We start from the raw sequence: 1,069 nt of genomic DNA, 5'->3' as shown, positions 1-1,069 counted from the left end.
AGCCAGGGCCGACCCGGACATCGCGATGGTCGAGGTAGCCGACACCGGCACCGGTCTCGACCCCGGGTACGTAGGCCGCCTGTTCGAGTCGTTCTATACGACGAAGGCCGAAGGCATGGGCGTGGGCCTTGCAATCAGCCGGTCCATCGTCGAGGCGCACGGCGGACGGCTCGAAGCCGCGCCGAACGAGCCGCACGGCGCCGTCTTCCGCTTCACGCTGTCGACCAAGGAGAAGGCGCAGGCGAGCCCGGAAGGGCTGCGTGCGTAGCGAGCGCGGTCCGCTCGACTGGCGCTTCGCCATCCTACTGGTATCGTTCGCCAACGGGCTTGAAGATGCACGCAGCGGCGCGGTCTTCGCTGACGATGCAATGGCGAGGCGAGGCGAGGCGAGTACGCGGGCGCCACGCCGGCATACGCCGGTCCTCAGCAGACCCGGTGCCGGACCTCGTGTGCAAAGCCGAAGCCCGCGGCGTGGAGCCACATCGCATCAGGGCACCGTCACGGGCTCGGCGAACGTCCCGCGAGCCGCTCGCGGCACGCCGCTGGCTTTCGATTACGGAGTGTCGGGCGCCCGCGTCAGATGATGCTCGAGCGCGGCGATGTCGGGCGGCTTTTCGAGCACGGCCAAGGCGCCACTCGTGGCCACCTGCGCGCGCAGCGCATCAGTGGGAAATGCCGTCACGAAGACGTTAACTTTATCGGTACTCTCGGAACGCTGACCAACAGTGGCATGATCACCGGCGGCAACTACGCTTTGCTTTCGCCAATAGCAGGCAGGCTGAATTGGAAGACGGCGTGTTCCGTAGGGAGTTTCAGCAGGACCGGCATTCATCCGTCAATCGGCGGCCACGGTAGAGGTCGGAGCCCGCTGTTGCGCAGATCCGCTCAAAGGCCTGACAGTTCGCGATGACCATGCCCCTCCTTTGTCCTGACGGCCAACTAGCCGCCCCCCTTACACGCATCTCGTTATACACATCTTGACTGGCGAGTCTCGGTCGCGAAAAAGCGTGTTTACTTTCAATGACATAGAGCGGCGCTTGTAAACTGGCGGCGGATCGCGTTTACTCTC

The 1,069-nt window shown here is 64.5% G+C and carries 2 protein-coding genes; one reads left to right on the top strand and one right to left on the bottom strand.

Annotated elements, in window-relative coordinates; genetic code table 11:
* Nucleotides 1-268 (top strand): ATP-binding protein (locus HV670_RS30100; RefSeq protein ID WP_246258139.1); only part of this gene is annotated, 268 nt, incomplete at its 5' end.
* A 285-nt stretch (nucleotides 269-553) separates the two neighbouring features.
* On the opposite strand, the gene HV670_RS30095 is transcribed toward HV670_RS30100, so the two are convergent.
* Entirely contained in the window at nucleotides 554-832 is a 279-nt protein-coding gene (locus HV670_RS30095) for a hypothetical protein (protein ID WP_175108556.1), read from the bottom strand.
* Between the last annotated feature and the right edge of the window lie 237 nt (nucleotides 833-1,069).

This window comes from Pararobbsia alpina, from assembly GCF_902859895.1.
Taxonomy (GTDB): domain Bacteria; phylum Pseudomonadota; class Gammaproteobacteria; order Burkholderiales; family Burkholderiaceae; genus Pararobbsia; species Pararobbsia alpina.
Note: the sequence above shows the minus strand (reverse complement) of the source record. Positions and strands in the feature narration are given on the sequence as shown.

Bases quoted from the DNA above. Each gene is read 5' to 3' on its own strand.
- HV670_RS30095 (WP_175108556.1), bottom strand. From the start codon at position 832: ATGAATGCCGGTCCTGCTGAAACTCCCTACGGAACACGCCGTCTTCCA.